Origin of the sequence: Streptomyces poriticola, from assembly GCF_036689765.1 — a bacterium.
Taxonomy (GTDB): Bacteria; Actinomycetota; Actinomycetes; order Streptomycetales; family Streptomycetaceae; genus Streptomyces; species Streptomyces poriticola.
On the sequence record NZ_JBAGKH010000009.1, the window covers coordinates 105905 to 130183 of the forward strand.

17 protein-coding genes are annotated in these 24279 nt (G+C 71.6%); 3 read left to right on the top strand and 14 right to left on the bottom strand.

Translation table 11 applies throughout. The features are described from left to right. Nucleotides 1-459: 459 nt before the first annotated feature. From V5O46_RS15755 to ureA, 4 genes are read right to left on the bottom strand one after another with little or no spacing between them, the layout of a single operon-like run. A complete protein-coding gene (locus V5O46_RS15755; protein WP_332885219.1) occupies nucleotides 460-1086 on the bottom strand; it encodes a TetR/AcrR family transcriptional regulator in 627 nt (208 codons plus the stop codon). A 19-nt stretch (nucleotides 1087-1105) separates the two neighbouring features. Further along, nucleotides 1106-2143 (bottom strand): agmatine deiminase family protein, encoded by a 1038-nt coding sequence (locus V5O46_RS15760; protein WP_332885220.1) that lies wholly within the window; start codon nucleotides 2141-2143, stop codon nucleotides 1106-1108. 60 nt (nucleotides 2144-2203) lie between these two features. Continuing rightward, the gene (locus tag V5O46_RS15765; protein WP_332885221.1) at nucleotides 2204-3913 is read right to left on the bottom strand and encodes an urease subunit alpha; all 1710 of its coding nucleotides are present in this window, start codon (nucleotides 3911-3913) and stop codon (nucleotides 2204-2206) included. Continuing rightward, nucleotides 3910-4614 carry an urease subunit gamma gene (gene ureA, locus V5O46_RS15770; protein WP_332885222.1) on the bottom strand — a complete coding sequence of 235 codons (705 nt, stop codon included), beginning with the start codon at nucleotides 4612-4614 and terminating at the stop codon, nucleotides 3910-3912. Before ureA ends, V5O46_RS15765 begins: the two co-directional genes overlap by 4 nt. A 146-nt stretch (nucleotides 4615-4760) precedes the next feature. Between ureA and V5O46_RS15775 the strand changes: the two genes are divergently transcribed. Continuing rightward, nucleotides 4761-6212, top strand: a complete 1452-nt coding sequence (locus tag V5O46_RS15775) for a cytosine permease (protein ID WP_332885223.1) — start codon at nucleotides 4761-4763, stop codon at nucleotides 6210-6212. 14 nt (nucleotides 6213-6226) lie between these two features. On the opposite strand, the gene V5O46_RS15780 is transcribed toward V5O46_RS15775, so the two are convergent. The 5 genes from V5O46_RS15780 to V5O46_RS15800 form a co-directional block, all read right to left on the bottom strand. Continuing rightward, entirely contained in the window at nucleotides 6227-7315 is a 1089-nt protein-coding gene (locus V5O46_RS15780) for a branched-chain amino acid aminotransferase (RefSeq protein WP_332885224.1), read from the bottom strand. A 259-nt stretch (nucleotides 7316-7574) separates the two neighbouring features. After that, nucleotides 7575-8618 (bottom strand): 3-isopropylmalate dehydrogenase, encoded by a 1044-nt coding sequence (locus V5O46_RS15785; RefSeq protein WP_332885225.1) that lies wholly within the window; start codon nucleotides 8616-8618, stop codon nucleotides 7575-7577. Nucleotides 8619-8711: 93 nt separating this feature from the next. After that, complete coding sequence (locus V5O46_RS15790) at nucleotides 8712-8843, bottom strand: hypothetical protein (protein ID WP_332885226.1); 132 nt, start codon at nucleotides 8841-8843, stop codon at nucleotides 8712-8714. Between the two features lie 309 nt (nucleotides 8844-9152). After that, nucleotides 9153-10793 (bottom strand): L-glutamate gamma-semialdehyde dehydrogenase, encoded by a 1641-nt coding sequence (gene pruA, locus V5O46_RS15795; RefSeq protein WP_332885227.1) that lies wholly within the window; start codon nucleotides 10791-10793, stop codon nucleotides 9153-9155. 51 nt (nucleotides 10794-10844) lie between these two features. Then, nucleotides 10845-11771 carry a proline dehydrogenase family protein gene (locus V5O46_RS15800; protein WP_332885228.1) on the bottom strand — a complete coding sequence of 309 codons (927 nt, stop codon included), beginning with the start codon at nucleotides 11769-11771 and terminating at the stop codon, nucleotides 10845-10847. Between the two features lie 164 nt (nucleotides 11772-11935). Between V5O46_RS15800 and V5O46_RS15805 the strand changes: the two genes are divergently transcribed. Together V5O46_RS15805 and V5O46_RS15810 are read left to right on the top strand one after the other, a co-directional pair. Next, nucleotides 11936-13180, top strand: coding sequence for a PucR family transcriptional regulator (locus V5O46_RS15805; RefSeq protein ID WP_332885229.1), 1245 nt, complete (start codon nucleotides 11936-11938; stop codon nucleotides 13178-13180). Nucleotides 13181-13567: 387 nt separating this feature from the next. Continuing rightward, complete coding sequence (locus tag V5O46_RS15810) at nucleotides 13568-15115, top strand: RICIN domain-containing protein (protein ID WP_332885230.1); 1548 nt, start codon at nucleotides 13568-13570, stop codon at nucleotides 15113-15115. A gap of 171 nt (nucleotides 15116-15286) precedes the next feature. Here the strand turns inward: V5O46_RS15810 and serA are convergent, their stop codons facing one another. From serA to V5O46_RS15835, 5 genes are all read right to left on the bottom strand, one after another. After that, on the bottom strand, nucleotides 15287-16876 hold the full coding sequence (gene serA, locus V5O46_RS15815; protein WP_332885231.1) for a phosphoglycerate dehydrogenase: 1590 nt from the start codon (nucleotides 16874-16876) through the stop codon (nucleotides 15287-15289). 267 nt (nucleotides 16877-17143) lie between these two features. Then, nucleotides 17144-18142 carry a ketol-acid reductoisomerase gene (gene ilvC, locus V5O46_RS15820; RefSeq protein ID WP_332885232.1) on the bottom strand — a complete coding sequence of 333 codons (999 nt, stop codon included), beginning with the start codon at nucleotides 18140-18142 and terminating at the stop codon, nucleotides 17144-17146. A gap of 111 nt (nucleotides 18143-18253) precedes the next feature. Next, nucleotides 18254-18778: an acetolactate synthase small subunit gene (ilvN, locus tag V5O46_RS15825; RefSeq protein WP_332885233.1), complete on the bottom strand. Its 525-nt coding sequence runs from the start codon at nucleotides 18776-18778 to the stop codon at nucleotides 18254-18256. A gap of 25 nt (nucleotides 18779-18803) precedes the next feature. Next, a complete protein-coding gene (locus tag V5O46_RS15830; protein WP_332885234.1) occupies nucleotides 18804-20654 on the bottom strand; it encodes an acetolactate synthase large subunit in 1851 nt (616 codons plus the stop codon). Between the two features lie 245 nt (nucleotides 20655-20899). After that, on the bottom strand, nucleotides 20900-23983 hold the full coding sequence (locus V5O46_RS15835) for a putative bifunctional diguanylate cyclase/phosphodiesterase (protein WP_332885235.1): 3084 nt from the start codon (nucleotides 23981-23983) through the stop codon (nucleotides 20900-20902). Nucleotides 23984-24279: the final 296 nt, after the last annotated feature.

Consider the following 24279-nt stretch of genomic DNA (forward strand, 5'->3'; position numbering starts at 1 on the left):
GGGTCGAGGACGACGGTGTCCACCCGTACCTGGTCGTACGTGGCGGTCACTGCGGACCGGCGCGCCTGCTGCCAATAATCATGGCGAACGAGAGCACGGGGGAAGTCAACCACAGTTCGCCCCGGCGTCCGCAGACCGTCTCACGATGCGGGCCAGGGGGCCTCCGCCGTTCATGGGAGTGTGCACGGCCTCGGCTTCGGTCGCGGATCCGTCCTGGGAGCCGCCGGCGGGCTGCTCTTCCTCGCCTCGGCGCCCGGCACCGCACGGGCCGCCGTCGGCGGAACCGCCGCGGACGGGCGGAGTGCCGCCGCCGTCGGCGGCGCGGACCGCGGCTCGCTGATCACCCAGGGCTGCCCGCTGGTCCACGCCGGCCTGCAAACCACACCGCCAGCCGGACGGCGAGGGCGACCCGGAGCCGGCGTTCGGCTCGATGCGGGACGCCGGCCCGGACGGGCGGGCTCAGCCGCCGTCCCGGACCAGCCCGTCGTCGCCGTCCCGGACCAGCCCGTCGTCGAGGAAGTCCCGTACATGGCCGAGGGTCTGCTCCCGGTCGGTGCCGCGCAGCCCGATCGCGACGTGGATGGAGAACCCGTCGAGGAGGGCCCGCAGCCGGGCCGCGAAGCGGTCGGGATCGACGGCGCGGAACTCGCCGCGCGAGACGCCCTCGGCGAGCAGCGCCACCAGGTCGCGGTGCCAGGCACCCTCGATGGCGGCCTGCCGGTCCCGGGCGTCGTCGTCGGCGTTCTGCGAGTGGTTCCACACCTCCAGCCACAGCGTCCAGTGCGGATCGCGGTGGCCGTCGGGGACGTACAGGTCGACATAGGCGTCGAGACGGTCGCGGGCGGTCGCGGCGCGGGTGAGCAGCCGGGCCCGTTCGGCGCCGAGCCGGCCCTCGCTCCACTCCAGGGTCTGCAGCAGCAGCTCGTCCTTGGAGTGGAAGTAGTACAGCAGATGGCCGCTGCTCATGCCGACGGCACGGCCGAGCGCCGCCATGGTGAGCTTCTCCAGACCGCGCTCGGCGATCATCTCCATCGCGGCGACCAGGACGTCCTCCCGCGGCGGCGCCGGCCTGCGCGCACCGGCCATCTGCTGCTCCCGTGTTGCTCTAGACCTTCGGCTGCTGCTGGGTGATGCAGTGGATGCCACCGCCGCCCGCGAAGATCGTACGCGCGTCCACCGGGGTCACCGTCCGCTGTGGGTACAGGCGGCGGAGGATACCGGCCGCGATCTCGTCGCGCGGGTCGTCGAAGGCGCAGAGCACCACGCCGCCGTTGCAGACGTAGTGGTTGATGTAGGAGTAGTCGGCCCAGTGGCCGTCGGCCTCCAGGACGGTCGGGGCCGGGACCTCGACGACCTGCAGGCGACGGCCGCGGGCGTCGGTGGCGGCCCGGAGGATGCCGACGGCCTCCCGGGAGACCTCGTGGTCGGGGTGGGCGGGGTCGGGCTGAAGGTGGACGACGACCACGCCGGGTCCGGCGAAGGCGGCGACGATGTCGACGTGACCGAGGGTGCCGAAGCCGTACGGGGGATAGTCGGCGGTGAGGCCGCGGGGCAGCCAGATCGCCTTGCGGGTGCCGAGGTGGGCGTGGATCTCCGCCTCGACCTGCTCCCTGGTCCAGCCCGGATTGCGCTCGGGGCCGAGCTGCACGGTCTCGGTCAGCAGCACCGTGCCCTCGCCGTCGACATGGATGCCGCCGCCCTCGTTGACGAGCTTCGAGGTGTACGTCCGGGCCCCCGCGAGGTCGGCGACATGGGCACCGATCTTCGCGTCGTGCTCCCAGCGGGCCCATTCCTGGGCGCCCCAGCCGTTGAACGTCCAGTCGACGGCCGCGAGTTCCCCGTGACCGTCGGTCAGGAAGGTCGGGCCGATGTCGCGCATCCAGGCGTCGTCCAGCTCGCGCTCGACCGTGTCGACGTCCTCACCGAGGAGCGCCCGCGCCTCGGCCGACTGGCCCGGACCGCACACCACCGTCACCGGTTCGAAGCGGCGCACCGCGCGGGCCACCGACGCCCAGGCGGTCCGCGAGGCGGCCAGGTCCCCGGGGTCCTCGAAGGTGGGGTTGGGGCCGGGCCAGGCCATCCAGGTGCGCGCGTGCGGGGCCCACTCGGGGGGCATGCGGAAGCCGTCGGCGGCAGCAGACATGTGAGGTCCTCGTCCGTGAAGGTCAGGGGAAGTCGTGAGGGTCGGAGGAAGCCGTGAAGGTCAGAGGAAGTACAGACGGTTGAGGGAGACCGCGTCGGCCGGGTCGGACCGCAGCGGGTCGCCGTCCAGGGTGACCAGCCCGGTGCGCTGGTCGACGTCGACCTGTCCGGTGCGGGAGTTCAGCCGCAGGTCGGCCGGGCCGATGCCGCGGGTGCCGCGCACGGCGACCCGGCGGCGCCGGGTCGGCATGGTGTCGTGTCCCTGGTCGACGGCGGCCCGGGCGACGAAGGCGACGGAGATCTCGGCGGGGGTGGCGCCGTGCGAGCCGAACTGCGGGCCGAGCACCAGGGGTTCGCAGGTGTCCGTGGCCGCGCCCGGATCGCCGACCACGCCGTACGCCGGGAAGCCGGCCTTCAGCACCAGCTGCGGCTTGGCGCCGAAGTACTCGGGCCGCCACAGCACGATGTCGGCGAGCTTGCCGACCTCGATGGAGCCGACCTCGTGGGCGAGGCCGTGGGCGATGGCGGGGTTGATGGTCAGCTTGGCCATGTAGCGCAGCACGCGCGCGTTGTCGTCGTCACCGTCGGCGCCGAACTGGCCCTTCATCTTCCCGGCCATGGCGAAGGTGCGGCGCACGGTCTCACCGGCGCGGCCCATGCCCTGCGCGTCCGACGATGTGATGCCGATCGCGCCCAGGTCGTGCAGCACGTCCTCGGCGCCCATGGTGCCGGCCCGGATCCGGTCGCGGGCCATGGCCGCGTCGCCCGGCAGGTCGGTCTTCAGGTCGTGGACTGAGACGATCATGCCGTAGTGCTCGGCGACGGCGTCCCGGCCGAAGGGCAGGGTGGGGTTGGTGGAGGAGCCGATGACGTTCGGCACGCCCGCCATCTTCAGCACGTTGGGGACGTGCCCCCCGCCGCAGCCCTCGATGTGGAAGGCGTGGATGGTGCGGCCCTCCAGGACACGGAGGGTGTCCTCGACCGAGAGGCACTCGTTCAGACCGTCGCTGTGCAGGGCGACCTGGACGTCGTGCTCCTCGGCGACGCGCAGCGCGGTGTCCAGGGCGCGGGTGTGGGCGCCCATGTCCTCGTGCACCTTGAACCCGGAGGCGCCGCCCTCGGCGAGGGCCTCGACCAGGGGGGCGTCGTGGGAGGACGAACCCCGGCCCAGGAAGCCGATGTTGACCGGCCAGGCGTCGAAGGCGCCGAACGCGCGCTCGAGTGCCCAGGGGGAGTTGACGCCGACGCCCCACACCGGACCGAACTCCTGGCCGATGACCGTGGTCACGCCTGAGGCCAGCGACGCCTCCATGATGCGCGGCGACAGCAGGTGGACGTGGGTGTCGACGGCCCCGGCGGTGGCGATGAGCCCCTCGCCGGAGACGATGGAGGTGCCGGTGCCGACCACGACGTCGACGCCGTCGAGGGTGTCGGGATTGCCGGCCCGCCCGATGCCGCAGATCCGCCCCTCGCGGATGCCGATCGACACCTTCCGGATGCCCTGCGCCGCGTCGATCACCAGCACGTTGCTGACGACGACGTCGCAGGTCTCGCGGACGGCGGCGGCCTTGAGGTGGAGCCCGTCGCGGGCGGTCTTGCCGAAGCCGGCGAGGAACTCGTCGCCGTAGCGCTGCGAGTCGGACTCCACGCGGACGGTCAGACCCGAGTCGCCGAGGCGGACGCGGTCACCGGCGCGCGGGCCGTGGGTGGCCGCGTACTCGTACGCGGTGAGTCGGCGGGCTTCGGCGGGGTGGCCTCCGGGACGGCTCATCGCTCGACCTCCTGCTCGCTGGTGTCCGGTACGCCGAGGTAGCCGCAGGCGGCGGCGCGGCGCAGTGCCTCCTCGCGGGCGCCGGGCGCGTCCAGCGGCCCGTCGACCAGACCCGCGAAGCCGATCGCGATCCGGTCGCCGCCGATCGGCACCAGCCCGACGTCGGCCCGCTCGCCGGGCCCGAAGCGCACGGAGGACCCGGCCGGGACGGCGAGCCGCATGCCGTAGGCGGCCCCGCGGTCGAAGTCCAGGCGCGGGTTGGCCTCGAAGAAGTGGAAGTGGGAAGTGACCGAGACGGGCACGGCCGCGGTGTTGGTGACCGGTATCCGCACCGCAGCCTCGGGCTCGTCGTGCTCCGGGCCCGGCAGCAGCGCGCCCGGCGCCCGCTCGCCCTGCCCGCCGCCGATCGGGTCGGTGACGACCGCGAGCCGGGACCCGTCGTCGAAGACGGCCTCGACATGTACCTCGGTGACCACGTCGGCGACGCCCGGCAGCACGTCGTCCGGGCCGAGCACCGAGCGGGCCCGCTCGACGGCCTCGGCGAGCCGGGCGCCGTCGCGGGCGGCCTCGCACACGGTGTCGGCGATCAGCGCCGTCGCCTCCGGCACATTGAGCCGCCGGCCGCGCGCCCGGCGGGCCCGGGCCAGCTCGGCGGCCGAGAACAGCAGCAGCCGGTCACGTTCCGTGGGGGTCAGTCGCACGGCGGGGCACCTCCTTGGGCTTGCCTGGCTTTAGAGCATCACTCTAAACATTGGATCGCAGCAAACCAACCATTGACTGCGAGCCAGGACAAGGGTCACATTGAGCGTCGCTCAATCACCCTGGCGGCCGTCGAAGGAGACCAGCCATGCCGATCGAACAGCGCGGAGTCGACACCATCCCCGAGGAAGAACGCACCAGCGGACCGCGGGACCTCGTCTCGATCCTGCTGGGCTCCAACCTCTGTCTGGGGGTCGTCGTCTTCGGCTGGCTGCCGCCGTCCTTCGGCCTCGGCTGGTGGGCGTCGGTCAGCTCGGTGCTGGCCGGCACGGTGGTCGGGGTGGTGTTCACCGCGCCGCTGGCGCTGATCTCGCTGCGCACCGGCACCAACCTGTCGACCTCGTCCGGCGCCCAGTTCGGGGTGCGCGGACGGCTGGTCGGCTCGGTGGTCGGGCTGCTGCTGGCCCTCGGCTACACCGCGCTGACCGTGTGGATCGGCGGCGATGTGATGGTGGGCGTGCTGGGTCGGCTGTTCGGGCTGCCGCAGGACGGGCTGTCGTACGGGATCGTCTACGGGCTGCTCGCCGCGGCCACGGTCGCGGGCGCGGTGTACGGCTACCGGGTGCTGCTCGCCCTCTCCCGGGTACTGGCGATCGGCATGACGGCGCTGCTGCTGCTCGGTGTGATCGCCTACGCCCCCGACTTCACCGCCGGGGCACTGCCGGAGACCGGCGGCTATCTGCTGGACGGATTCTGGCCGACCTGGCTGCTCGCGGCGGTGGCCGCCGGACTGTCCGGGCCGATCGCCTTCATCACCCTCCTGGGCGACTACACCCGCTACATCTCCCCCGCCCGGCACTCCTCCCGACGGGTGCTGCACGCCACCTGGCTGGGGCTGATGCTGGGCCTGCTGGTACCGCAGCTCTTCGGCACCTTCACCTCGTACGCCGCCCGCGCCGCGCTGGACTACGCCGGTCCGCTGGTCGACGCCGCCCCGGCGTGGTACCTGGTACCGCTGCTGCTGGCGGCCTCCGCGGGCTCGGTCGGCAACGCGGGGCTGATGCTGTACTCGATGGGCCTGGACCTGGACGCGATCGTGCCGCGCGCCTCCCGCGCCCGGGCGACCTACGCGGTCGCCGTGGTCGCCACCGCCTGTGTCTTCGCCGGCCACTACGCCTGGGACGCACAGTCCGCGATGACGTCCTTCGTGCTGCTGCTCACCGCGATCGGCACGCCCTGGGCGGTGATCACCCTCATCGGCTTCGTCCGCTGCGGCGGGCGGTACGACGCCGACGCCCTCCAGGTCTTCAACCGCCGGGCGCGCGGCGGCGCCTACTGGTTCCGGGCCGGGTGGAACCTCCAGGCGACCTTCTCCTGGGCGGCGGGCGCGGTCGTCGGTGTGCTGGCGGTGTCGCTGCCGTCGTACGAGGGCCCGCTGCTGGCGCTCACCGGCGGGGTGGACTGCAGTTTCCTGCTGTCGGGGCTGGTGGGCGGGGCGCTGTATCTGCTGCTGACCCCGCCCCGGGAAAGCGGCGGGGCCGCCTCGGAACCGGGTTCCGGGTCCGGGGCGGCCCTCACTGCCGTCGCCGGCGGGACCTGAGTGCCTTCGGGGGCTCAGCCCAGCGTGTGCATCCAGCCGTGCCTGTCCTCGGCCGTACCGCGCTGGATGTCGAGCAGGGCCCGGCGGAGCCTCATCGTGACCTCGCCGGGCTCACCGCCGCTCTGCTGCCACTCGGCGCCCGCCCGCTTGACGGTGCCGACCGGGGTGATGACGGCGGCCGTACCGCAGGCGAAGACCTCGGTGAGGCTGCCGTTCTCCACGTCCCGCTGCCACTGCTCGACGGAGATGCGGCCCTCCTCGGCCCGGTAGCCGAGGTCGCGGGCGACGGTGAGCAGGGAGTCGCGGGTGACGCCCTCCAGGATGGAGCCGGTGAGGGAGGGGGTGACGATCCTGTCGCCGTACACGAAGTACAGGTTCATGCCGCCGAGCTCCTCGACCCACTGGTGCTCGACCGCGTCGAGGTAGCAGACCTGGTCGCAGCCCTTGGCGGCGGCCTCGGCCTGGGCCAGCAGGGACGCGGCGTAGTTGCCGCCGGTCTTGGCGTCGCCCATGCCCCCGGGGACGGCACGGACCCGGTCCTCGGAGACCCAGATGGAGACCGGCTTGACGCCACCGGGGAAGTAGGCGCCGGCCGGGGAGGCGATGACCAGGAACAGGTACTCGTTGGCGGGCTTCACGCCCAGCCCGACCTCGGTCGCGATCATGAAAGGCCGCAGGTAGAGGGACTCCTCGCCACCGTGCGCCGGAACCCAGGCCTGGTCCTGCCGCACCAGCGCGTCGCATGCCTCGATGAAGGTCTCCACCGGCAGCTCGGGCATGCCGAGCCGGCGGGAGGAGGCCTGGAAGCGCTGGGCGTTCTTCTCCGGACGGAACGTGGCGACGGACCCGTCGGGCCGGCGGTAGGCCTTCAGCCCCTCGAAGATCTCCTGCGCGTAGTGCAGGACCATGGTGGCCGGGTCGAGGGAGAGCGGGCCGTACGGAACGAGCTGGCCGTCGTGCCAGCCCCGGCCCTCGGTCCACTTGATCGTCACCATGTGGTCGGTGAAGTGGCGGCCGAATCCGGGATTGGCCAGGACCGCTGCGCGCTCGGCGTCCGAGAGCGGGTGGGCGGAGGGCTTGAGCTCGATCGTGGGCGTCGTCATGGATTGATGTCCTTCACCGGTTGTCGTGACTGGCCGCGGTCACACCCGTACGGCCGGTGGCCAGTACTAGGACGTCCGAGCATTCCCTGATGTCGCGGCTCCGCGTCCGATTATCGCGCGAGGCCCGTGACGGGTGAAACGGGGTGAATGCGGCCCAGGTCGATGGTCGCACCCGGCGGGGACAGGTGAAAGCCGCCGGGCGCCTTGTTTTTGGAACCCGACGGCTTCGATTGGTTGTCGATCGAGTGCGCGGCGGGTGTCAGCCGGCTACTCGTACGGCGAGGGCGTCGCCGATCTCGGAGGTGGAGCGGGCCGGCTTTCCGACGCGCTCGCCGAGGTCGGCGGCGACCGTGTCCTCGATGCGGGCCGCCTCGGCGTCGAGGCCGAGGTGGCGCAGCAGCAGGGCGACGGACAGCACCGTGGCGGTGGGGTCCGCCTTGCCCCGGCCGGCGATGTCCGGGGCCGAGCCGTGCACGGGCTCGAACATGGACGGGAACTCGCCGGACGGGTTGATGTTCCCGCTCGCGGCGACGCCGATGCCGCCGGAGACGGCCGCGGCGAGGTCGGTGACGATGTCACCGAAGAGGTTGTCGGTGACGATGACGTCGAACCGCTCGGGCTGGGTGACCAGGTAGATGGTGGCCGCGTCGACGTGCATGTACTCGGTGGTGACCTCGGGGTGCTCGGCGGCCACCCGGTTGAAGACGTCCGTCCAGAGGTGCCCGGCGAAGGTCAGCACGTTGTTCTTGTGGATCAGGGCGAGCTTCTTGCGCGGGCGGGCCTGCGCCCGGGCGAAGGCGTCCCGGACCACACGCTCGACGCCGTAGGCGGTGTTGACGGACACCTCGGTGGCGACCTCGTGCGGGGTGCCCTTGCGGATGGTGCCGCCGTTGCCGGTGTACGGGCCCTCGGTGCCCTCGCGGACGACCACGAAGTCGATCTCGGGCTGGCCGGCGAGCGGGGTGGCGACACCCGGCAGCAGTTTGCTGGGCCGCAGGTTGACGTGGTGGTCGAAGGCGAAGCGGAGCTTGAGCAGGAAGCCGCGCTCCAGGACTCCGGAGGGCACGGACGGGTCGCCGATGGCGCCGAGCAGGATGGCGTCGTGCTGCTTCAGGGCCTCGAGGTCGGCGTCGGTGAGGGTCTCACCGGTGGCGTGGTAGCGCCGGGCGCCGAAGTCGTACTCCTTGGTCTCCAGCTTCACATCCTGCGGAAGGACGGCGGAGAGGACCTTCAGGCCTTCGGCCACGACTTCCCGGCCGATGCCGTCGCCCGGAATGACTGCGAGATCGATGCTGCGAGACATGGCCGCACCCTACTCCTCGTCCCAGGGGATGACATGCGGCGTCCGGCATGCGGACAGCCGCGGGTCGGGGTGACCGGCGTGGACCGGGTCGGCTCAGTGGCCGGTGGCGCCGCCGTTGTCACGGCGGTCGAGGGCGCGCTGAAGCGCGGCCGCGGCGTTCTTGCGGTCGGCGTCGCTCGTCCGGGTCAGGTGACGGGCGCGGCGGCGGACGGTCGTCTCGGCCATGGGAATCGACTCCTTCGAGAAGCAGCGCGGAGTGCCGGAGGGGTTGCGAGACGCCGGAAGGGGCGGGGAGCACGGAAGCCGCAGGGGTTGCCTGCACGGGGCCCGGCTCACGACCGCCATTCGCTTGATCGAGCGAGACGTTCGGCTGCTACAAAACTAAGGCAGGACCGCGCGTCTGTCTCCACAATTACTCGGACTTCCTACCATCTGAGACGGCCTCCCCGGTCGCACCGTCCCGACCTGCACAAACGGCCGGACGGCCCAGGTCGGGGGGTGGGTGACCTGGGCCGTCCGGGAACGGGGTGGGCGTCAGCCCATGTGCGGGTAGGTGTAGTCGGTCGGCGGGACCAGCGTCTCCTTGATGGCGCGGGTCAGGGTCCAGCGCATCAGGTTCTGCGGGGCACCGGCCTTGTCGTTGGTGCCGGAGGCGCGGCCACCGCCGAAGGGCTGCTGGCCGACGACGGCGCCGGTCGACTTGTCGTTGATGTAGAAGTTGCCGGCCGCGTAGCGCAGCTTCTCCATCGTGTACGCCGCCGCCGCGCGGTCGCCGGAGATGACCGATCCGGTGAGGGCGTAGTCGGAGACCGACTCCATCTGGGTCAGCATCGCGTCGTACGCCCCGGGGGTGCTGTCGTCGTAGACGTGCACGGCGAGGACCGGGCCGAAGTACTCGGTGCGGAACACCTCGTTCTCCGGGTCGGTGCACTCGATGACGGTCGGGCGGACGAAGTAGCCGACCGAGTCGTCGTAGGTGCCGCCCGCGACGATGGTGCAGGCCTCGTCCTCCTTGGCCCGGTCGATCGCGGCCTTGTTCTTCGCGAAGGCGCGCTCGTCGATCACGGCGCCGACGAAGTTCGACAGGTCGGTGACGTCACCCATGGTGAGGTAGTCGACCTCGGCGGCGAACTCCTCCTTGAAACCGGAGTTCCAGATGGACGCCGGGACGTAGGCGCGCGAGGTGGCGCTGCACTTCTGGCCCTGGTACTCGAAGGCACCGCGGGTCAGCGCGGTCTTGAGGATCGCACGGTCGGCGCTCGGGTGGGCGACCAGGAAGTCCTTGCCGCCGGTCTCGCCGACCAGGCGCGGGTAGGTGCGGTACTTCTCGATGTTGTTGCCGACCGTCTTCCACAGGTACTGGAAGGTCCGGGTCGAGCCGGTGAAGTGGATGCCCGCGAGGTCGCGGTGCTCGAGGGCGACCTTGGAGACCTCGACGCCGTCGCCGGTGACGAGGTTGATGACGCCCTTGGGCAGCCCGGCCTCCTCCAGCAGCTGCATCAGCAGCACCGCGGCGTGGGTCTGGGTCGGGGACGGCTTCCACACCACGACGTTGCCCATCAGCGCGGGGGCAGTGGGCAGGTTGCCCGCGATGGCGCTGAAGTTGAACGGGGTGATGGCGTAGACGAAGCCCTCCAGCGGGCGGTGGTCCAGCCGGTTCCAGACGCCCTTGGAGTTGGCCGGCGGCTGCTCGGCCAGGATCCTGCGGGCGTAGGAGACGTTGAACCGCCAGAAGTCGATCAGCTCGCAGGGAGTGTCGATCTCGGCCTGCTGGGCGGTCTTGGACTGGCCCAGCATGGTGGAGGCGGCCAGCGTCTCGCGCCACGGGCCGGACAGCAGCTCGGCGGCGCGCAGGATGATCGCGGCGCGGTCGTCGAAGGACATCGCGCGCCAGGCCGGGGCGGCGGCCAGGGCGGCGTCGACGGCGTCCTGGGCGTCCTGCTGGGTGGCGTTGGCGTAAGTACCCAGGCGGGCCTTGTGGTTGTGCGGCTGCACCACGTCGAAGCGGTCGCCGCCGCCCATCCGCTTCTCGCCGCCGATGGTGCAGGGCAGGTCGATCGGGTTGTCGGCCAGCTCGCGGAGCTTGACCTCCAGCCGTGCGCGCTCGGGCGAGCCGGGGGCGTAGCCGTGCACCGGCTCGTTGACGGGGGTGGGGACCTGGGTCACAGCGTCCATGGGATCCGTTACTCCTTGAGTTGAGCGGTCGTGCGAGCGTGGTGCGGGCGCTCAGCCCTTGGTGACCATCGAGCGGACGAAGAACTGCAGGTTCGCCGGCTTCTCCGCCAGACGGCGCATGAAGTAGCCGTACCAGTCGGTGCCGTAGGCCGTATAGACGCGCATCCGGTGGCCCTCGGCGGCGAGCCGCAGATGCTCGTCGCTGCGGATGCCGTACAGCATCTGGAACTCGTACTCGTCGAGCTTTCGCCCGGCGCGCCGCGCGAGCTCCTGGGCGATGGTGATCAGGCGCGGGTCGTGGGACCCGATCATCGGGTACCCCTCGCCCTCCATCAGCGTCCGCAGGATGCGTACGTACGCCTTGTCGATCTCGTGCTTCTGCTGGTAGGCGACCTCGGCGGGCTCCTTGTACGCCCCCTTCACCAACCGTACGCGACTGCCGTTCGCGGCGAGGCGGCGCGCGTCGGCCTCGGTGCGGAACAGGTAGGACTGGATCACGCAGCCGGTCTGCGGGACGTCTTTGCGCAGCTCGTCGTGGATGGCGAACATCGAGTCGAGGGTGGTGTGGTCCTCGGCGTCCAGGGTGACCGTGGTGCCGATCCGGGCCGCCGCCTCGACGACCGGGCGGACGTTCTTCAGCGCCAGCTCGTGGCCGCCGTCCAGCGCCTGGCCGAACATCGACAGCTTGACGGACATCTCCGCGCGCGTGCCGAGCTCCAGCGGCCCGAGCCGGTCGATCAGTGCCAGATAGGCGTCGCGGGCGGCCTCGGCGTGCTCGGGGCGGGTGATGTCCTCGCCGACGACGTCCATCGTCAGCTCCAGGCCCCTGCCAGTCAGCTCCCGGATGACCGGCAGGATCTCGTCGACGGTCTCACCGGGGATGAAGCGGTCCACCACCGGCTTGGTCACGGGGGCCGCCGAGACCAGGCGGCGCATCCGGTCGCTGCGCGACGCGGCGAGAATCACGGGACCCAGCACGGGGCACCTCCACATACCAACCAATACAGGGCCGATACCCGACGATTCGGGAACGGCACGGAGAACCACCGTGAAACCTAAGGATCCCTCCGCCCTGCGGCCATCGACAGCTGTCACGCATCCGTGCGGCAGATCTCAGACAGATGTAAGAAAGCCGCACGACTATGCGGCAGAATGCCCGGGTGACGTCGGATTTCACGGGTGACTATCAGGAGCTGGTGGACGAGCTCTCGGAGCTGCTGGGCGCGCCCGCGACGCTGGAGAGCCGGGACTTCGAGCTGATCGCGTTCGGCGCCTACGACAGCGAGGGCGATCTCGACCCTTCCGCCCTGGACCCGGTGCGCACCCGCTCGATCCTGACCCGGCGCTCGACGGCGGCGGTCCGCTCCTGGTTCGAGGGCTTCGGGATCACCCGTGCCACCGGCCCGGTCCGTATCCCGCGGACCCCGGAGGCGGGCGTCCACCGGGGCCGGATCTGCCTTCCGGTACGTCATCGGGGGGTCGTCCTCGGCTATGTCTGGCTGCTGGACACCGACCCCGGCCCGACCGACCGGCAGCTCACGGAGGCGATGGAGGTCACGGCGCGGATCGGGGCGCTGCTCGCGGACGAGGCGCAGCACGGCGCGGACCTCAGCCGGGAGCTGCGCGCGGTGCTCACCGCCGAGCGCGGCTGGCAGCGGGACATGGCCGTGGCCGAGCTGGGCACCGCCCTGGGCTCGCGGGCGGAGGCGGTGCACACGCTGGTGTGCGTGGCCCCGTGGCCGTCCGCCGACCCGGACGACGCGCCCTCGGTGCGTACGGTGCCGGGGGCGACAGCCCTGTGCACGCTGCCGTGGGGCAGCACGGCCCAGTGCCTCGCCGTGCTGATCCGGCTGCGCTCGGCGGATGTCCCGACCCCGGCGATGTCGGCGGCGGGCCGGCTGCTGGAGCGGGCGCGGGGTCCGGGCGGCGCTGCGGTCCCTCCGGGCGGGCCGGCCGGTCCGGTCGGTCCGGGCGGGGAACCGGCCGCCGGGGTGGCCGCTGCGCGTACCGGGCTGACGGAGCTGGCGGCGGCCTGGCGGGAGGCGTCGGCGGCGGCCCGCGCGGCGCTGGCGGAGCGGCGGTTCGGCCCGGTCGCCGAGTGGGCGTCGATCGGCCCGTTCCGCCTGCTCACGGCCCTGCCCCCGGAGACGGCCCAGGACCCCGTCGTACGGTCCCTGCTCTCCCCCGCCCACCGGGAGCTGGCCCGCACCGCGGAGGTGTACCTCGACTGTGCGGGCCAGGCCGGCCGCACCGCCGCGGAACTGGGCATCCACCGCCAGACGCTGTATTACCGGCTGTCCCGGGTGGAGCAGCTCACCGGCCTGGACCTGGACGACGGCGAGGACCGGCTGCTGCTGCACATGGCCCTGAAGGGGGCCCGGCTCTAGACCCGCCGCCCTTCCGGTCGGGTTCGACGGCGGCCGCGGAGAGCCGCATTCAGGACAGGATGCGCGGGGCGCCCGGGATCACTTTCACGCCACCCTCTGCCGGCGACGTAGCGCTGCCGCGCCCGGCTCGCCTTGGCGCCACGGCTTCGGGTCTCGCCCGGAGCCGTCCCGTCCCGTGCCGCGATCGGGACGAATCCACCCCTGATCGCTCACCGGCAACGTGGCTCAGTCCGTTCGGCGGGCTAAAACTGTAGCTAGTTTCTAGAAAATGCCTCTAGTACTGTGCACGGGCTGTCCGCCCCCGACTCTCCGTCCGCCGCCGCGAGTACGGCCCACCGGCCCTGCCCCGGCGTGCCACGACCCACGGATCACTCACAGAAGGACACCATGCAACGACACCTCAGACGTGCCCTGCGCTTCATGGCGGCACCGTTCGTCGCCCTGCTCGTGCTCGCCACCGGCGGCGTCACCCCGGCCCAGGCGGCCGAAGCGGCCGAAGGTGACACCTGGACGTTCTCCGCCGCCAACGGCCGCCGGCTCGACGTCCAGAACGGCAACTCCCACGACGGCGTGTACATCGTCGCCAACAACACTCCCGGCCATCACCAGAACTGGCGCCTGATCCCGCTCGGCGCCGGTGAGTTCCAGGTCGCGAACACCGTCACGGGCAAGTGTCTGTCCGACGCCTTTCCGCTGCGCCAGCAGTCGTGCGGCAAGAGCGGCCAGGAGTGGCACTTCCGGCCTGTCGCCGGCAAGCCGGACACGTTCACCCTGGTCCGCAGGGGCAACAGCCGCTGCCTCGACATCGTCATGAACGCCCAGCACTCGGACGCCTGGACCCAGACCTACGGCTGCAACGGCAGCTCGGCGCAGCAGTGGACCGTCCCGGCCGGCAAGACGTCCGAGGCCAGGAGGCTCGCCACCGACTACTACTCGCACCTGTGCTCCACCGACACCTCCACCTGCTCCTGGAAGCAGACGTCGGAAGGCCCGGCCGAGGCTCTCCCGCGCGAGAAGGCGTCCTCGGTCTGGTACAACGACACCTCCGAGAAGGTGGCCCAGATCTTCACGACGATCTACCGCAGCGGCTGGTCGCAGAGCTTCTCGGCGGGTGTCTCCACCTCTGTGGGCGTCTCCGCCCCGATGCAGGCCATGATCAGCTCACAGCTGCAGTCGACCATCACGTACCAGTCGGACGAGACGGAGATCAACGGCCTGCTCGTCACCGTCCCGCCGAAGAACTACGGCTGGGTCGACTTCGCGGCGGTCGCCAAGAAGGTCACCGGTACCTGGACCTTCGACCTCGGGGGCTTCCCCTGGAAGTCGGAGGGCACCATCACGGTCCCCGTCGTCGACTCCCCGGCCGGCTCGACGATGTACATCGCCCATACCGGTCCGACCCCGCCCGGCGCGACCCCGCCGGCCAGTGATCCGGAAGCCGAGACCAGCACCTTCGCGGCCACCGCAAGCCACACGTTCGCACCGCCGGCCGGTACCCGGCTCGCCGCCCACGGCGGCGGCGTGAAGTTCACCGACGACGAGGGAAGGACCCTGGCCACCATCCTGCCCGGAGTGGTGGAGGACACGGACGGCACAGCCCACCGGATCAGCGTGTCGGTCAGCGGCAACGAGATCACCCAGACCATCGAGGGAGTGCCCGCCGGCGGGACCGTCGAGGGCACCATGACCCCGCCGGTCATCTCTCTCGCCGCCGACGCGCCCGCTGCCCTCTCGGCCTCACCGATCGCCCTGTTCAGCGCCGACGACAAGAAGGGCGAGTGGGGCAGGTGCATGAACAAGAACATGGTCAAGGGGATGCTCGGCGGCGCCATCATGGGCATCCCGGGAGCAGGCGCGGGCGTGGTGGGAGGCGCCTTCCTCGGCACGGTCGTCGGTGCCGTCAACGGATTCGTCGACTGCGGCGCGAAGCCCTGACCCGCTGACGCGGTCGCCCGACCGGTTGCCGGGGCGATCTCGGCGGGGGTGCTCGGGAGAGGGAGCGGACACGCAGAACGCCGGACGGGCTGGTTCTCCCAGCCCGTCCGGCGTGCGAGCAGCAGCCCGTTCAGGGCGAACGGGGGGGCGCAGCCCGCGGCTGCGCCCGCCTCAGGCCAGGTTGACCGACCGTGCCGACGTCGCCCCGATCTCCGCGGCCAGCTCGCCCAGCACCGCCGCGCTGACCGTGTCGTCGACGGTGAGCACGGCGAGCGCCTCGCCGCCCACCGTGGCGCGGGCGACCTGCATGCCGGCGATGTTGATGCCCGCCTCGCCGAGGATGCGGCCGACGGTGCCGACGACACCGGGACGGTCCTCGTAGCGCAGGACGACCATGTGGTCGGCGAGGGCGAGGTCGACGTCGTACTCGCCGACGGCGACGATCTTCTGGACGTGCTTGGGGCCGGCCAGGGTGCCGGAGACCGACACCTCCTGGCCGTCGCCGAGGGTGCCGCGGACGGTGACCACGTTGCGGTGGTCGGCCGACTCCGAGCTGGTGGTCAGGCGAACCTCGACGCCGCGCTCCTGGGCGAACAGCGGGGCGTTGACGTAGGACACCGTCTCGTCGACGACGTCCTCGAAGACGCCCTTGAGCGCGGACAGCTCCAGCACCTTGACGTCGTGCTGGGTGATCTCGCCGTACACCTCGACGTCCAGACGGACGGCGACCTCGCCGGCGAGCGCGGTGAAGATCCGGCCGAGGCGCTCGGCGAGCGGCAGGCCCGGCTTGACGTCCTCGGCGATGACACCGCCCTGGACGTTGACCGCGTCGGGGACCAGCTCACCGGCGAGCGCCAGGCGCACCGAGCGGGCGACGGCGATACCGGCCTTCTCCTGGGCCTCGTCGGTGGAGGCGCCGAGGTGCGGGGTGCTGACCACCTGGTCGAACTCGAACAGCGGCGAGTCGGTGCACGGCTCCTTGGCGTAGACGTCCAGGCCGGCGCCGGCGACCCGGCCCTCCTTCAGCGCCGAGTACAGCGCCTCCTCGTCGACGATGCCACCGCGCGCGGCGTTGACGATCCGGACGCTCGGCTTGACCTTGCGCAGCGCCTCGTCGCCGATCAGGCCGAGGGTCTCGGGGGTCTTGGGCAGATGGACGGTGATGAAGTCGGAGACCTCGAGCAGCTCGTCCAGCGACAGCACCTTGACGCCCATCTGGGCTGCGCGTGCCGGCTGCACATAGGGGTCGTAGGCGACGACCTTCATGCCGAACGCGGACATGCGCTGGGCGACGAGGGCGCCGATCCGGCCCAGGCCCACCACGCCGAGGGTCTTCTCGGCCAGCTCTACGCCGGTGTACTTGCTGCGCTTCCACTCGCCGTTCTTCAGCGCGGCGTTGGCCTGCGGGATGTTGCGGGCGGTGGCCAGCAGCAGACCACAGGCGAGCTCGGCGGCGGTCACGATGTTGGAGGTGGGGGCGTTGACGACCATCACGCCGGCCTTGGTGGAGGCGGAGACGTCCACGTTGTCCAGCCCGACGCCGGCGCGGGCGACGACCTTCAGCTTGCGCGCGGCGGCGATCGCCTCGGCGTCGACCTTGGTGGCCGAGCGGATGAGGATCGCGTCCACGTCGGCGATGGCGGGGAGCAGTTCGGAACGGTCCGCTCCGTTGCAGCGCCGGATCTCGAAGTCCGGGCCAAGCGCGTCGACGGTGGCGGGCGACAGCTCTTCAGCAATGAGTACGACTGGTTTCGAGCTCACGTGAGTCCTCACATGTCCAATGCGGACGGCCGTCCCGACGGCCGCTGGCGGTGGAGGGGGCTAGCCGCGTGGAAGACGCACGACGCTGTGGGCCTGACGCGTTTGTTGTGCAGCAGTCTAGTGGCGTGGCGCCGGTCGTCCTGCGCCTCTGCGGAAGGATCACCCGTCCGTGGCTGGACGGGATGGACAACGCCGCACACGTCCGACGTTACCCCGGGTTCGCCGAAGGGGCCGGGGCATCCTCGCCCCGGCCCCCGGCGGTGAGGCCTACGCCTCTTCGTCGACCCAGCTCATGAGCTTGCGCAGCTCCTTGCCGGTGGTCTCCAGCAGGTGCTCGGAGTCCTGCTTCTTGTACTCGTTGTACTTCTTCAGACCGCCGTGGTACTCGTCCATCCAGTTCCTGGCGAAGGTGCCGTCCTGGATCTCGGCGAGGACCTGCTTCATCTCGGCCTTGGTGGCGTCGGTGATGATCCGCGGGCCGGTGACGTAGTCGCCCCACTCGGCGGTCTCGGAGACCGACCAGCGCATCTTCTCCAGGCCGCCCTCGTACATCAGGTCGACGATCAGCTTCAGCTCGTGGAGGCACTCGAAGTAGGCGATCTCCGGCTGGTAGCCGGCCTCGACGAGGGTCTCGAAGCCCGCCTTGACCAGCGCGGCGGTGCCGCCGCAGAGCACGGCCTGCTCACCGAACAGGTCGGTCTCGGTCTCCTCGGTGAACGTCGTCTTGATGACGCCGGCCCGGGTGCCGCCGATGCCCTTGGCGTAGGACAGCGCCAGCGCGAAGGCGTCGCCGGAGGCGTCCTGCTCGACCGCGGCGATGCAGGGGACGCCGCGGCCCTCCTCGTACTGGCGGCGCACCAGGTGGCCCGGGCCCTTCGGGGCGACCATGCAGACGTCGACGCCGGCCGGCGGCTTGATGAAGCCGTAGCGGATGTTCAGACCGTGGCCGAAGAACAGCGCGTCGCCGTCCTTCAGGTGGGGGGCGATGGTCTCCTCGTAGACCTGGGCCTGGATCGGGTCCGGGACCAGGATCATGATGACGTCGGCCTCGGCGGCGGCCTCCGACGGGGTCACCACGCGCAGGCCCTGCTCCTCGGCCCTGGCCTTGGACTTGGAGCCCTCGTGCAGACCGACGCGCACGTCGACGCCGGAGTCGCGCAGCGACAGGGCGTGGGCGTGGCCCTGGCTGCCGTAACCGATGACCGCGACCTTGCGGCCCTGGATGATGGACAGGTCGGCGTCGGCGTCGTAGAACAGCTCGGCCACTTTGGGTTCTCTCCTTGGGTGCAGGTGTTGCGTCCCACCGTATGCCGGTGGGGGGAGGGGAAGGCTGAGGGTCTCGGAATACGGGCGGCCGGTGCCGCCCGTGTTCCGTCGTCAGGCGCTGCGGTCGAGGGCGCGCAGCGAGCGGTCGGTGATGGAGCGGGCGCCGCGGCCGATGGCGATGGTGCCGGACTGGACGAGCTCCTTGATGCCGTACGGCTCCAGCATCTTGAGCATCGCGGACAGCTTGTCGCTGCTTCCGGTGGCCTCGACGGTGACGGCCTCCGGGGAGACGTCGACGGTCTTGGCGCGGAACAGCTGGACGATCTCGACGATCTGGGAGCGCGTCTCGTTGTCGGCGCGCACCTTCACCAGGACGAGTTCGCGCTGCACGGCCTGCGACGGCTCCAGCTCGACGATCTTGAGCACGTTGACCAGCTTGTTGAGCTGCTTGGTCACCTGCTCCAGCGGCAGGTCCTCGACGTTCACCACGATGGTGATGCGGGAGATGTCGGGGTGCTCCGTGACGCCGACGGCGAGGGAGTCGATGTTGAAGCCGCGGCGGGAGAACAGCGCCGCGATCCGGGCCAGGATGCCCGGCGTGTTCTCCACCAGGACGGAGAGCGTGTGCTTGGACATGGTCTGCTTCCTTTACCTGCGGCTCTCAGTCGTCTTCGTTGTCGCCGAAGTCGGGGCGGACGTCCCGGGCGGCCATGATCTCGTCGTTGGAGGTGCCGGCGGCGACCATCGGCCAGACCATCGCGTCCTCGTGGACGATGAAGTCGATGACGACCGGGCGGTCGTTGATGGAGTTCGCCTCCTCGATCACCTTGTCGAGGTCGGCCGGGTCCTCGCAGCGGATGGCGTGGCAGCCCATGGCCTCCGACAGCTTCACGAAGTCCGGGACGCGGGTGCCGCGGGCCTCGGGGTTGACGTCGTCCGGGCCGGAGTGCAGCACGGTGTTGGAGTACCGCTGGTTGTAGAACAGGGTCTGCCACTGGCGGACCATCCCGAGGGCGCCGTTGTTGATCACGGCGACCTTGATCGGGATGTTGTTCAGGGCGCAGGTGGTCAGCTCCTGGTTGGTCATCTGGAAGCAGCCGTCGCCGTCGATCGCCCAGACCGCCTTGCCGGGCGCGCCGGCCTTGGCGCCCATGGCGGCCGGCACGGCGTAGCCCATGGTTCCGGCGCCACCGGAGTTCAGCCAGGTGGCGGGCTTGTCGTACTGGATGAAGTGGGCGGCCCACATCTGGTGCTGGCCGACGCCCGCCGCGAAGATACTGCCCTCGGGGGCGAGCTGACCGATGCGCTCGATGACCTGCTGCGGGGAGAGCGAGCCGTCCTCGGGCTGGTCGTAGCCGAGCGGGTAGGTCTCCCGCCAGCGGGTCAGGTCCTTCCACCAGGCGCTGTAGTCGCCCTGGTTGCCCTCGCCGTGCTCCTTCTGCACCGCCTGGATCAGATCGGCGACGACCTCGCGGGCGTCACCGACGATCGGCACGTCGGCGGCGCGGTTCTTGCCGATCTCGGCCGGGTCGATGTCGGCGTGGACGATCTTGGCGTAGGGGGCGAAGCTGTCCAGCTTGCCGGTGACGCGGTCGTCGAAGCGGGCGCCGAGGGCGACGATCAGGTCGGCCTTCTGCAGCGCGGTGACGGCGGTGACCGCACCGTGCATGCCCGGCATCCCCACGTGCAGCGGGTGGCTGTCGGGGAATGCGCCGAGCGCCATCAGGGTGGTGGTGACGGGCGCTCCGGTGAGTTCGGCGAGGACCTTCAGCTCGGCGGTGGCGCCGGCCTTGATGACGCCGCCGCCGACGTAGAGGACGGGCCGCCGGGCGGCGGTGATCAGCTTGGCGGCCTCGCGGATCTGCTTGGCGTGCGGCTTGGTCACCGGGCGGTAGCCGGGCAGGTCCATCACGGGCGGCCAGGAGAACGTGGTCTTCGCCTGCAGGGCGTCCTTGGCGATGTCGACCAGGACCGGGCCGGGGCGGCCGGTGGCGGCGACGTGGAACGCCTGTGCGATCACCCGGGGGACGTCCTCGGCCCTGGTGACCAGGAAGTTGTGCTTGGTGATCGGCATGGTGATGCCGACGATGTCCGCCTCCTGGAAGGCGTCGGTGCCGATCGCCTTGGAGGCGACCTGGCCGGTGATCGCGACCAGCGGCACGGAGTCCATGTGGGCGTCCGCGATCGGGGTGACCAGGTTGGTGGCGCCCGGCCCTGAGGTGGCCATGCAGACGCCGACCTTGCCGGTGGCCTGCGCATAGCCGGTGGCCGCGTGGCCGGCGCCCTGCTCGTGGCGGACCAGGACGTGCCGGACCTTGCCGGAGTCCATCAGCGGGTCGTACGCGGGAAGGATCGCACCGCCGGGAATGCCGAATACCGTGTCGGCCCCGACCTCCTCGAGCGAGCGGATGAGGGACTGCGCGCCCGTGACGTGCTCGACGGGGGCGGACTGCTGTCCTCCGGATCGGGGCCGCGGCTGCGGGTGATGGGCCCCGGTGGCCTGCTCGGTCATCGGCATTCTCTTCTCGATGCTGAGGGTTTTTGCGAGGTATGTGCGGGCGGGTGACCGCGGTTCGGCAGGTGCCTGTGCAACAAAAAACCCCTCCTTGCCGTCAGGCAAGCGAGGGGAGCGCGCCGGGTGGGGGTCGCTGGGCTTCCGGGTCGGTCCGGATGTCACCAGCTTCAGCCGACGCGCTGTCCAAGTACGAGAATTCGGGTGCGCATGGCACTGACCCTCCCCCCGGCACGCACCCACTGTCAAGTGGGTGGGACGGGAGTCTCATTATGTGAGCGCAGTACCGTGCCACCTCCGAGAACGGCCGGAACTCCACTGGCGACACCGCTGGTCACCCCTTTGGACACACCGTTCGGCACCCCGTTGGTCACCCCTCCGGCGTACACACCGCCGGAGGTGGTGCCGGCGGCTGCGGCGCCGGCGGCGAACGCCGGTTCGGCCGGGCCGTGCGGCACCGGGAAACGGCCGGAGCCCAGGGACCGGCGCAGCCGGTACTCGTCCAGCGGCCCGGAGAAGGCCATGCCCTGCCCGTGGGTGCAGCCCATCGCACGCAGGGCGACGACCTGCTCGGGCCGGTCCACCCCGTCGGCCACGGAGGCCAGCCCGAGATCGGTGGCGATGCGCAGCAGACCGCTGGTGATCTTGTGCAGGCGTGCCGACTCGACGACGCCCTCGACCAGGCTGCGGTCCAGCTTCAGCACGTCGACCGGGAGCCGCCGCAGCGCCGTGATCGCCGCATGGCCGCTGCCGAAGCCGTCCAGCGCGATCCGTACGCCCACCCGCTTGAGCGCGTTCAGCCGGCGCTCCAGCTCGTCCAGGCCGAGCCGGGGGTCGGTGTCCGACAGCTCGATCACCAGGGCGCCGGTCGGCAGCCCGTGCCGGGTGAGCAGGGCCTCCACCGAGCCCAGCGGCATCGAGCGGTCCAGCAGCCGGCGGGCGCGCATACGGACGGCCACGGGCACGGTGAGGCCGCTCGCGGTCCGTTCGGCGGCCTGCTCGACCGCCTCGTGGAGAATCCACCGGTCGAGCTCGGCGGTCCGGTCGCTGTCGTCGGCCACCCGCAGGAACTCGGCGGGGGTGAACAGCACGCCCTGCGAGGAGCGCCAGCGCGCCTGGGCGCAGACGGAGGTGATCCGGCCGTCCTCCAGGCACACCACCGGCTGGTGGAGCAGGGCGAACTCGCCGTCGTGCAGCGCGGCCCGCAGCCGGGTGGCCAGCTCGGCCTTGCGGACCACGTCCTGCTGCATCTGCGGCCGGTACAGCTCCACGCGGCCCTTGCCGCCCGCCTTGGCGCGGTACATCGCCAGGTCGGCGTTGCGCAGCAGCTCGCCCGCACCGAGGCCCGGCTCGGCGAAGGCGACGCCGATGGAGGCGTTGACCCGGACATCGTTGCCGTCGATGAGGTACGGCTGTGACAGCGCCACTCTGAGGCGGTCGGCGAGCTCCAGGATGTGCCGCTCGCGGGCGGCCCGGTCCCGGGCGCCGTCCCCGGCGATCAGTGCGGCGAATTCGTCGCCGCCCAGCCGGGCGGCGGTGTCGCCCTTCCGGACCGCCTCCTGGAGTCTGCGGGCGGCCTGGACCAGCAGCTCGTCCCCGGCCTGGTGCCCGATGGTGTCGTTGACGGCCTTGAAGCCGTCGAGGTCGATGAAGAGGACCGCGGTGCCCCGCAGGGCGGCTCCCCGGTCCGAGGCGCGGCGCCCGGACAGGGCCTGCTGGACCCGCTTGGTGAACAGGGCCCGGTTGGGCAGGTCGGTGAGCGGGTCGTGCTCGGCGTTGTGCTGGAGCTGCGCCTGGAGGCGGACGCGCTCGGTGACGTCGCGGCTGTTGAAGATGAGGCCGCCGTGGTGGCGGTTGACTGTGGACTCGACGTTGAGCCAGCCTCCCTCGCCGGAGCGGAAGCGGCACTCGATACGGGTGGTCGGCTCCTCGACCGGGTCGGCGGCGAGGAAGCGGCGCACCTCGTGGACCACGCAGCCGAGGTCCTCCGGGTGGATGAGCCCGGCCAGTTCACTGCCCACGAGCTCCTCGGCCGGGCGGCCGTAGACCCCGGCGGCGGCCGGGGAGACGTAACGCAGCACCCCGCTGGGCGCGGCGATCATGATGACGTCGCTGGAGCCCTGCACCAGGGAGCGGAAGTGGTTCTCCTTCTGGGCCAGTTCCTGGGTGAGGGTGATGTTGTCGAGCAGCATGATGCCCTGGCGGACGACGAGTGCGAGCACCACGGTGCCGCCGGTCAGCAGCACCACGCGGTCGACGCTGCGGCCGTTCAGGACGTTGTAGAGGATCCCCAGGGTGCAGACCGCGGCGGCGAGGTAGGGCGTGAGCGCGGCCAGCGACCCGGCGATGGGGCGGGCGGCCGGGTAGCGGCTGTGCTCCGCGCCGCCGGGCGGGGGCGCGGGGGGCCGGGGCCCGCTGCGCAGTCCGGGCACATGCTCGTGCACCACGCGGGTGTGCCCGCCCGTCGCCTCCGCCCGGGCCTGCCCGTGGCGGCGGGGCGCGGCCCAGGGGGCGTAGGCCAGCAGCAGCGAGCCGGCGAACCAGCCCGCGTCCAGCAGCTGGCCGGAGCTGTAGCTGCTGTTCAGCAGCGGCGAGGTGAACAGGGCGTCGCACATCACCGTCAGAGCGAGCCCGCCGATCGCGGTGTTCACCGCGGACCGGCACACGGGTGTGCGCCGGAAGTGCAGTGCGAGCACCATGCTGACCAGAGCGATGTCGAGCAGCGGATACGCCAGTGACAGCGCGGTGTGGGCCACTCCGGGCCCGTCGGCGCGGGCGGCCTGGGCCAGTGCCAGGCTCCAGGCCAGCGTCAGCAGCGAGCCGCCGATCAGCCAGGCGTCCAGGCCGAGGCAGACCCAACCGGCCTTGGTCACGGGCCGTTTGGCGAAGACCAGCAGCCCGACGATGGCAGGTGGCGCGAAGCACAGGAAGAACAGGTCCGCGTAGCTGGGGCTGGGCACGGGGCGGTCCAGGACGACCTCGTACCACCCCCAGACCGCGTTGCCCAGGGCCGCCATGGCCGAGGAGAGCGCGAACAGCAGCCAGGCGGGCCGGAAACGGGCACGGCGGCGGCGGGCGTAGAGGAAGCAGGACACCGCGGCGGCCCCCGCGGCGGCGGCCAGCCCGAAGTCCCCCATGACCATCGCGAGCTCCGCCGAGCCCCAGCCCAGCGCGGAGCCGACGGCGTACGCCGCGCAGACCAGGGCCAGCAGCAGCGGGCGGGCCAGGCTCGGACCCCCGGGACCTGCCGCCGGGCCGGGTGTCAGCGGCCCCGGTGCCGGCCGGGCGCGCAGCGCCGCGTCGAGTGTGGGTACGGAAGGCGGCGTCACCGGGTCCCCCCGGTCCGCGTCGGCCCCCGGTCCGGCCGGTCCCGGTGCGCTGGGTGGGCATGCCCCCGGCGGCTGCTCCGCCTCCGCTGGTGATGGCTGTGGTGGTCGTGGTGGCCGCGCCTGCGCGCGGCCGTGCGCCAGGGCCGCCGTCGGCGGCTCCGCCGCGTCGGATCGTTCGTCCATAGGCCGTGCATCGCCCGTCGCCCCCCTCGCAGTCTCAGATGTCCGTCCCCGGCGCCGAACGGTGCGCGGCGCAGCCCCTGTCGGGACGATACACCAGTCTCGTCACTCAGGGA

Bases quoted from the DNA above. Each gene is read 5' to 3' on its own strand.
- V5O46_RS15755 (WP_332885219.1), bottom strand. From the start codon at position 1,086: ATGGCCGGTGCGCGCAGGCCGGCGCCGCCGCGGGAGGACGTCCTGGTC.
- V5O46_RS15760 (WP_332885220.1), bottom strand. From the start codon at position 2,143: ATGTCTGCTGCCGCCGACGGCTTCCGCATGCCCCCCGAGTGGGCCCCG.
- V5O46_RS15765 (WP_332885221.1), bottom strand. From the start codon at position 3,913: ATGAGCCGTCCCGGAGGCCACCCCGCCGAAGCCCGCCGACTCACCGCG.
- V5O46_RS15775 (WP_332885223.1), top strand. From the start codon at position 4,761: ATGCCGATCGAACAGCGCGGAGTCGACACCATCCCCGAGGAAGAACGC.
- V5O46_RS15780 (WP_332885224.1), bottom strand. From the start codon at position 7,315: ATGACGACGCCCACGATCGAGCTCAAGCCCTCCGCCCACCCGCTCTCG.
- V5O46_RS15785 (WP_332885225.1), bottom strand. From the start codon at position 8,618: ATGTCTCGCAGCATCGATCTCGCAGTCATTCCGGGCGACGGCATCGGC.
- V5O46_RS15790 (WP_332885226.1), bottom strand. From the start codon at position 8,843: ATGGCCGAGACGACCGTCCGCCGCCGCGCCCGTCACCTGACCCGGACG.
- pruA (WP_332885227.1), bottom strand. From the start codon at position 10,793: ATGGACGCTGTGACCCAGGTCCCCACCCCCGTCAACGAGCCGGTGCAC.
- V5O46_RS15805 (WP_332885229.1), top strand. From the start codon at position 11,936: ATGCGGCAGAATGCCCGGGTGACGTCGGATTTCACGGGTGACTATCAG.
- V5O46_RS15810 (WP_332885230.1), top strand. From the start codon at position 13,568: ATGCAACGACACCTCAGACGTGCCCTGCGCTTCATGGCGGCACCGTTC.
- ilvN (WP_332885233.1), bottom strand. From the start codon at position 18,778: ATGTCCAAGCACACGCTCTCCGTCCTGGTGGAGAACACGCCGGGCATC.
- V5O46_RS15830 (WP_332885234.1), bottom strand. From the start codon at position 20,654: ATGACCGAGCAGGCCACCGGGGCCCATCACCCGCAGCCGCGGCCCCGA.